Origin of the sequence: Mesorhizobium sp., assembly GCF_017306585.1 — a bacterium.
Taxonomy (GTDB): domain Bacteria; phylum Pseudomonadota; class Alphaproteobacteria; order Rhizobiales; family Rhizobiaceae; genus Mesorhizobium.
This window is the reverse complement of record NZ_JAFKIC010000176.1, coordinates 22,844-30,976: the sequence shown is the minus strand read 5'-3', so window position 1 is coordinate 30,976 and position 8,133 is coordinate 22,844. Positions and strand designations below refer to the sequence as shown.

The 8,133-nt window shown below is 63.4% G+C and carries 7 protein-coding genes; 4 read left to right on the top strand and 3 right to left on the bottom strand.

Features of this window, described 5'->3' with window-relative positions; translation table 11 throughout:
• From J0I79_RS21135 to J0I79_RS21125, 3 genes are all read right to left on the bottom strand, one after another.
• Nucleotides 1–1,046, bottom strand: a 1,046-nt coding sequence (locus J0I79_RS21135; protein ID WP_292863393.1) for an aminotransferase class III-fold pyridoxal phosphate-dependent enzyme, incomplete at its 3' end; no start/stop codon positions are given.
• 29 nt (nucleotides 1,047–1,075) lie between these two features.
• The gene (locus tag J0I79_RS21130) at nucleotides 1,076–1,480 is read right to left on the bottom strand and encodes a RidA family protein (RefSeq protein WP_292863390.1); all 405 of its coding nucleotides are present in this window, start codon (nucleotides 1,478–1,480) and stop codon (nucleotides 1,076–1,078) included.
• The gene (locus J0I79_RS21125) at nucleotides 1,477–2,391 is read right to left on the bottom strand and encodes an aminotransferase class IV (protein WP_292863387.1); all 915 of its coding nucleotides are present in this window, start codon (nucleotides 2,389–2,391) and stop codon (nucleotides 1,477–1,479) included. Before J0I79_RS21125 ends, J0I79_RS21130 begins: the two co-directional genes overlap by 4 nt.
• A 214-nt stretch (nucleotides 2,392–2,605) precedes the next feature.
• On the opposite strand from J0I79_RS21125, the gene J0I79_RS21120 reads away from it, so the two are divergent.
• The 4 genes from J0I79_RS21120 to J0I79_RS21105 are packed head-to-tail and all read left to right on the top strand — an operon-like array spanning nucleotide 2,606 to nucleotide 8,086.
• Complete coding sequence (locus J0I79_RS21120) at nucleotides 2,606–4,252, top strand: ABC transporter substrate-binding protein (protein ID WP_292863383.1); 1,647 nt, start codon at nucleotides 2,606–2,608, stop codon at nucleotides 4,250–4,252.
• A gap of 2 nt (nucleotides 4,253–4,254) precedes the next feature.
• Nucleotides 4,255–5,268, top strand: coding sequence for an ABC transporter permease (locus J0I79_RS21115; RefSeq protein ID WP_292863380.1), 1,014 nt, complete (start codon nucleotides 4,255–4,257; stop codon nucleotides 5,266–5,268).
• Nucleotides 5,265–6,125, top strand: a complete 861-nt coding sequence (locus J0I79_RS21110) for an ABC transporter permease (protein ID WP_292863377.1) — start codon at nucleotides 5,265–5,267, stop codon at nucleotides 6,123–6,125. The genes J0I79_RS21115 and J0I79_RS21110 overlap by 4 nt, the downstream gene beginning before the upstream one ends.
• Nucleotides 6,122–8,086, top strand: a complete 1,965-nt coding sequence (locus tag J0I79_RS21105; protein WP_292863374.1) for an ABC transporter ATP-binding protein — start codon at nucleotides 6,122–6,124, stop codon at nucleotides 8,084–8,086. Before J0I79_RS21110 ends, J0I79_RS21105 begins: the two co-directional genes overlap by 4 nt.
• The last annotated feature ends 47 nt before the right edge of the window (nucleotides 8,087–8,133 follow it).

The window sequence follows — 8,133 nt, the reverse complement described above, 5'->3', positions numbered from 1 at the left end:
TCGAGCAGCAGCCCGGACTTGGCGACATTCGAATGGAGATCGCAGTCTTCGATTTCACGCTGCACCGCAAGGGCCGCGGCGCAGGCCAGCGCATGACCGTGGAAGCTGTGCCCATGCCGGAAGAAGCCGGTCTTGTCCCTGATCGCATCATGGATGGCCGAGCCGACAAGCACCGCGCCGAGCGGCGCGTATCCGCCGGCCAGCGCCTTGCCGATCATCACCAGGTCCGGACAGATTCCTTCCTGGGTGAAAGCGTATTTCGTGCCCACGCGACCCATGCCGCACATGACTTCGTCGAGAATGAGCAGAATACCGTGACGGTCGCAGATGCGGCGGATCTCCCGGAAATAGCCTTCCGGAGCGGCCACCGCGCCCAGGATGCTGCCGACGACGGTCTCGCAGATGAACGCCGAAACGCGTGAGGCGCCAATTTCCTCGATCCTGGCGTCCAGTTCGCGCGCGGTGCGGAGGGCGAAGTCATGCGTCGTCTCGCCCTCAAGCATGCCGCGATAGGCATAGGCGGGCCCGATATGCGCGGTGTTGGAGGGGAGCAAGGGGGTGAACGGTCCACGGCGACGTTCGCTGCCGCCGGCGGCAAGCCCCGCCAGCGTGCTGCCGACATAGCCGGCGTGGCGACCGATCACGATATGCCGTTCCGGCTGGCCGCTGTCGATGAAGTATTGGCGGGTGAGCTTGAGCGCCGCGTCCGCGGCTTCAGCCCCACTGTTGGTGAACCAGACATGGGAAAGCTTTTCGGGTGCCCCGGCGCAGAGGTTATCCGCCAGTTCTTCCATCGGCTCCGACGTGAAGAAGGCGGTGTGCGCATAGGCGATCTGGTCGAGTTGTGCGTGCATCGCCGCACGCACCGCCGCATTGCTGTGTCCGAGACATGAGGGCCCCGACCCCGAACTGCCGTCGAGATAGCGCCTGCCGTTCCTGTCGATGATATAGACGCCATCGCCGGCGACGGCCTCGCGGATTGTCGGCGCCAGCAGATCGCGATGAAAGGCCGAACTGCCGCCGACCGCGACCGGAGAGGTCCGCACCGGCCTTTCCCGGATTGAGCCGGCGGCACTCATGACGGAACCGCCCCGGCGACCACGGCCACGCATTCGATCTCGACAAGGCCATCGGCCGCCGCAAGGCCGGCGATCACGGTCGAACTGGCGTAGTCTATGCCGGCAAGTCTTGATTTGCGCGCCCGGTTCATCGCCTCGTAGTCGGAGACGTTGCGCAGGAAGACGGTCATCTTGACGATGTCGGCCAGTGTCCCGCCAGCGGCCTGCAGCACCTTTTCGATCTTGTCGAAGCATTCGAGCGTCTGCTGCTCGGCATTGCCCTTGTGAAGGATGACGCCGGTTCGCGAATCGCGCGCCAGAAATCCGGACGTGTAGATCACCGTGCCGCTATCGACGGCGACGGCGCTCGCGAATGGCGCCCCGGGAACCGAGACGCCTTCGGCAGTGATCTTTCGTTTCATGGGTTCAGCCAGCTCAAATGTTGTTGGACGAAGTCGCAGCCGACCATGTCGACATAGGCAGCGGTGAGGCGCGCCGTGACCGGACCCGACACAGGCACCTTGCGGCCGTTGAAGGACGAGACCGGGCACAGGCAAAGACTTGTCGAGGCGATGAACATCTCGTCGGCTATTGCCGCGTCGTAGAGGTCAAGGTCGGTCTCGCGCACCTCGATGCCCAGGCCCTTGGCAAGCTCGATCACGGTCGCACGGCTGATACCGGGCAGGATGTTGTTGGCGCGCGGCGTCAACAGCACGCCGTCGCAGACGAGGAAGACGTTGTTGCCCTCACCCTCGGCGAGATTGCCGTTTTCGTCGAGCATCAGCGCCCAGGCCTGCGGGTCAAGCCGCTTCACGTCGTTGCCGGCGAGGATGATGTTGAGATACTGGTTCATCTTGGCGCGCGGGCTGAGTGCCCTGGCCGCCGTTCTCGGGGTTGCCGGTGTGACCACCTTGATGCCGTCGCGAAACAGTTTCGCTCGCTTGGCGATCGGCAACGGGCAGCATTCGATGATGACGTTGGGCCCGGTATGCGCCCACCCTTCGTCGCCGACCGCCTGCACGCCGGCGCTGATGCGCTGGCCGACCCAGTAATCTTCCCGTTCGGTAAGGAGGTGGCGGTTGCGGCCGAGCGTCTCCTCGCTCAGCGCCATCATGTCGTCGAAGGCGAGCCCGCAGTCTATGTCGAGATATTTTAGCGAGCGGTAAAGCCGCTGCACATGTTCTTTCAGCCGAAAGGGACGTCCGTGAAAGGTGCGGGTAAGATCGAACGCGCCATAGCCGCGCAATGAGCTGAGGTCGCGGAACGGTACGCAGACCTCGGCTTCGGGCATGAAGCTGCCGTTGAAATAGGCAACGCGTTGCGCGGCCGCCATCATTTCCTCCACTTTTTTCCAGCGCCCGTCGGGCTGAGGGAATTAACAACCGTTTGCGCAAAAAAGAAACATATTTTTTTTCTTGATCAAAAATAGACACGTTTGTATTATTGCAAAAATCCGCTATCCCATCGGGAACTGGGACGCGGCCGAGACCGGCGCTGCGCCGGCACAAGACCTCGAACAACGATTCGACCAATGGGAGAAAAGACCCGTGTCCGGTGAAAAAGATCACGCCTACATTCCCCGCCTGCGCACGCAGCTGGCGGAAAACAAAATCGACCGCCGCGAATTCTTGCGCACCGCCACCTTGCTGGGCGTGTCGGCTTCGGCGGCGATGATGATGGCCGGGGAAATCCGCCCGGCGATGGCTCAGGAAACCCCTAAGGCGGGCGGCTCGATCCGTATCGAGAACAAGAATTCGTCGGCCGATCCGGCCACCATGACCAGCATCGACGAGTCCAACGCGACGCGGCAAACGCTGGAGTATCTGACTGAAACCGGGGCGGACAACATCACACGGCCCTATCTGCTCGATTCCTGGAAGCCGAGCGATGACCTGCGCAGCTGGACGCTCAACCTGCGCAAGGGCGTCAAATGGCAGGACGGCAGGGATTTCACAGCCGACGACGTGACCTGGAACATCAAGCGTCTTCTCACCGATGAGACAGGCTCCTCGGTTCTGGGCCTGATGAAGGGCTATATGCTCAACGAAACCGTGGGCGCGGACGGAAACGAAAGCCATTCCCTATGGGACGCGAACGCCGTCGAGAAGGTCGATGACCATACGGTCAGGTTGAACCTGAAGGTCGCGCAGATCGCCGTGCCGGAGCACCTTTTCCACTATTCCTTCGCCATGGTCGATCCGACGGCCTCGCCCAAGTTCAGGGCAGGCATCAACGGCACCGGCCCGTTCCGCGTGGCCGAACTCAACCCGCAGCGCAACGTCATCTATGAACCGAACAAGAACTACTGGGGCCAGCGCCCCTATCTCGACCGGCTGGAGTTCGTCGACTATGGCGACGAGCGCGCTGCGGTGCCGGCGGCGCTGATCTCGGGCCAGATCCAGGGCATATTGAACGCCGAGCCGCAGCAGATGCCGTTGCTGCGCAACCAACCGCATTTGCAGCTTTACGAAGTGCTGACCGGCGACGGCCCGGCATTGCGGTTCAGGGTCGACCACAAGCCCTTCGACAACCCGAAGGTGCGTCTGGCGCTGAGACTGGGCGTCGACAACGCCGCGGTCGCGAAGCTCGCGCTAGGCGATATGGGCAGCGCCGGCGAGGATCATATGGTGGCGCCGGTCCATCCGGAATATTTCAAGCTGCCGCCGTTCACCCAGGACATCGCGCGCGCCAAGCAACTGCTTGCCGAGGCGGGCTATCCGAATGGCCTGCAGTTCGAGGTCGCCGTTACGAAGACACCGGCCTACCATGTGCTGGTCGTGCAGGCGATCGTCGAAATGTGGAAGCAGATCGGCGTCAACGCCACCATCAACGTCATGCCGACCTCGGCCTATTACGACGTGTGGACAAAGGTTCCGGTCGGCCTGACATCCTGGGCGCACCGACCGCTCGGCATCATGAATATCGGCCTCGCCTACAGGTCGGGTGCGCCATGGAATGAATCCGGCTACAACAATCCGGAGTTCGACAGGCTGCTGACGCAGGCCGAATCCGTGGCGGACCCGGTGGAGCGCCGCAAGGTCATGGAGCCGATCGAAAAGATCCTGCAGGAAGACGGCCCGATGATCCAGGCGACATGGCGCAAGCAGGCGGCCTTCTACGCCAAGAAGGTCGGCGGCTTCTCGATGCACCCAAGCCAGTACATCTTTGCCAAGAATCTCTGGCTCAAAGCCTAGACATGCTGGCCTTTGCCCTGCGCAGGATCGTGCAGCTTCTGGTGACGGCGATCATTTCGAGCTTTCTGCTCTTCGTCGTCACCGAATTCTCTCCAGGCACGGTGTCGCGCCAAATCCTGGGACCTTACGCGTTGCCGAACCAGGTGGCGCTGCTGGACCAGAAGCTTGGGCTGTCCCAGCCATTGCCGCAACGCTATCTCAACTGGCTGTCGATCCTGGCCGGATTGAAAGCCAATCCGCTTGGCGATCCGGCGCTCGGCCTCGATCTCTCCGACAGCCGGGGCGACCGCTACTTCGGCAATTTCGGCTATTCGCTGATGTTCAAGCAGCCGGTGCGCGACGTGCTGCGGGAGCCACTGGAGAATTCGGCATTGCTCGGCGCCGTGGCGATGGTGCTGATTGTCCCGCTATCGCTGTTCGTCGGCATTCTGGCGGGAGCAAATGCCGGAACCCGCCTTGACCGGGTCCTGAGCTTTGGCTGCCTGATCGTCACCTCGATCCCTGAATACGCGGCCGGCGTGATCCTGCTCACCATATTCGTTTCGTATTTCAACTGGCTGCCGGGCACCAGCCCGCTGCTGGCAACGGAAGAATGGTCCATCGCCAGCCAGCTCGTGCTTCCTGTCGCCGTGCTGACGCTGGCGACCGTCGGCTATGTCGCCCGCATCGTACGCGCGTCGATGGCCGACACCATGACCAAGCCCTATGTGCGCACCGCCCTGCTCAAGGGCCTCACCAAGCGCCAGATCGTGACACGCCATGTCATTCGCAACGGCATGATCCCGCCCATGACCGTACTTCTGCTGCAGCTCAACTGGCTGATCGGTGGCGTCGTCGTCTGTGAATCGATCTTCGCCTATCCCGGTGTCGGGCGACTGCTGCTGCAGGCGGGGCTCTTCGGCGACCTGGCGCTCGTGCAGACCATCACCTTGCTCAGCCTCGCAATCGCGGCGGTCACGCAACTGCTCGCCGACATTTCATACGTGGCGCTCAATCCGCGTGTGCGCCTGACATGATGCACGTGCGCGATCCCCGCAAATCGACCGTGTCCGCGAACCGCAGGTTATGGCGGCATTTCTGGCCGAAAGCCGTCAGCGCGCGTTTCGGCATTTCGTTGATCCTGTTCTGGATCGTCCTGGCGTTGCTGGCGCCCTGGATTTCGCCCTACCCGCCCAACGCACAGGACATGGCCGCGCTCGCCGACCTCGGGCCGAGTGCCGCCCATTGGCTGGGGACCGACCTGCTCGGGCGCGATATCCTCTCGCGTATCTTGTGGGGCGCACGCACGACGCTGGTGGTGGTTCCCGTCGCAACCGCTTCGGCGTTCGGCGTCGGCACGGCGATCGGCCTGGCTTCAGGCTATTTCGGCGGCCTTGTCGACCGCGCCATATCGGGCCTCTCTGATATCATCCTGTCGTTCCCCACCCTTGTCCTCTACATCGTGCTGATCGCTTCGATCGGCCCGTCGCTGATCAACATCGTCATCGCCATAACGCTGGCGTCGGCGCCAAGCATCGGCCGGATCGTGCGCGGGCTCACCCTTGAACTGCGGTCGCAAGGCTATGTGGCGGCGGCCGAAATGCGCGGCGAGAGCACGCTCTTCACCCTCTTCTTCGAAATATTGCCCAATGCGCGGGGACCGTTGCTGGCCGATCTTTCAATGCGCGCCGGCCTGGCAGTGGTTACCGTGGGAACACTGGGCTTCCTTGGCCTCGGCCTGCCGCCGCCCGATCCCGATTGGGGAAGCATGGTGGCCGAGAATGTGACGATGATCCCGGTCTACCCGTACATGGCGTTGTTTCCCGGCCTTGCCATGTGCTCGCTGGTGATCGGCTTTTCGATGCTGGCCGACGGGCTGGAGGAGGAACAATGAGCCCGCTTCTCCAGGTCGAGAACCTGTCGCTGGTCTATGGCGGCGATCAGGTCGTACGCGATCTGTCCTTCACCATCGGCCGCGGCGAAAGCCTGGGCCTGGTCGGCGAATCCGGCAGCGGCAAGAGCAGCGTCGCCAATGTCATCATCGGCGACTTGCCCAAGATCGCCAGGGCGCAAGGCCGCATCCGCTATGAAGGCATCGACCTACTCGGAGCCAGCCGCGAGCAGTTGCGCGCCTTGCGCGGCCGCCGCATCGGGTTCGTCCAGCAGGACCCCGGCGCCAGCCTCAACCCGACGATGCGCATCGGACGCCAGCTGGCGGAGGCGCTCGAACAAAGCGACACACCGGTCAGGGCGCGCGGTGAGCGCGCCGCTGAGATGCTGTCGCGTGTCGGCTTCGACAATCCCGGCGCCATCATGGCGCGCTACCCGCATCAGATCTCGGGCGGGCAACAGCAGCGGGTGATGATCGCCATGGCGCTGCTGCCGCGGCCCGATCTCATCCTGCTCGACGAACCGACATCCGGGCTCGACGTCACCGTCGAGGCCGCCGTGATCAATCTGATCGCGGAATTGCGCGCGCAGTTCGGCACGTCGCTGCTGTTCATCTCGCACAACCTCAATCTGGTGGCGAAAGCATGCGACCGCGTCGGCGTTCTGTATGCCGGTGATCTGGTCGAGGAGGCTCCGGCCGGCGAAGTGTTCCAAAATCCGCTTCACCCCTATACGCAAGGGCTGGTGAACTGCCTTCCTGGTCAGGCTGCGGTCCTGCGGCCGATCCGGGGACATGTACCCTCGCCTCAAGAGCGCGGCCCCGGTTGCCTGTTCGCATCCCGCTGCGCATATCACCTGGCCGGTTCTTGCGACGCGCCTTTCGACATGACCGCACCCGACCGCTCGCATCGGGTACGTTGCGCCAGGCTGGGCGACATACCCGCCTTCGCCAGGCAGACCGGTGCGCCTGAAGCCAGGGGGCTCGATACCGCGCCACCCGCCGTCACCATCCGTCAGCTTCGAAAGAGCTATCCGGCTTCCGGAGGAGATCACTTCGTCGCCAATGACGGCATCGATCTGGAAATCAGGCAAGGTGAGATCCTGGGACTGGTCGGCGAATCGGGATCGGGCAAGTCGACACTGGCAAAGATCATCGCCGGATTCGACGTCGCGACGTCGGGAACCATCATGGTCGGCGACACAGACATCGCCAGCTTGCCCGTGCGCCGGCGCAGCCGGGCGTTGCTGCGGCAGGTGCAAATGGTGTTCCAGAACCCTGATTCCACACTCAATCCCACCCACACGATCGGCTGGGCGCTCGGCCGCGCGATCAGGAAGCTCGAAACCCCGGGCACATCGCCGAAAACGCGCGTGCCCGACCTCCTCGGCCTCGTGGCGTTGCTGCCGGGCCTCGGCAGCCGCAGGCCGAAAGCGCTTTCCGGAGGACAGCGCCAGCGCGTTGCCATCGCGCGCGCGCTGGCGGGACGGCCACGGCTGCTGCTTGCCGACGAGTGCGTCTCCGCCCTCGACGTGTCGGTTCAGGCGGCGATCATCGAACTCCTGCAGGACATCAGGGCCCGGACGGGGACGGCGATCCTATTCATCAGCCATGACTTGCCGCTGGTCCGGCAGATCAGCGACCGCATTATCGTTCTGTTCAGGGGTAAGCCGATGGAAGTCGGCTCCGCCAGCCAGGTCTATTCGCTGCCGCTGCACCCCTACACGGAAGCGCTGCTGTCGACGGGACAGCACCGGGCGCCAGAGCTTGAGCAACTTGTCCCGGGGACTGCAAGGCCCGCCGGCGGATGTCCCTATGTCCAAAGATGCGCTCGCGTGGTCGGCGACATCTGCTGGACTCAGGCGCCGGCCTATCAGCGCGCCGCTTCCGGGCATGAAATCTACTGCCACATTCCACCTGATCGCCTGCTCGAATTGCAACGGGCGTCATTGCCGGCGCACGGTTAGTCCGTGCCCCGCATGCGGGGCGATACCATCTTCGTGTTCCGCAAACG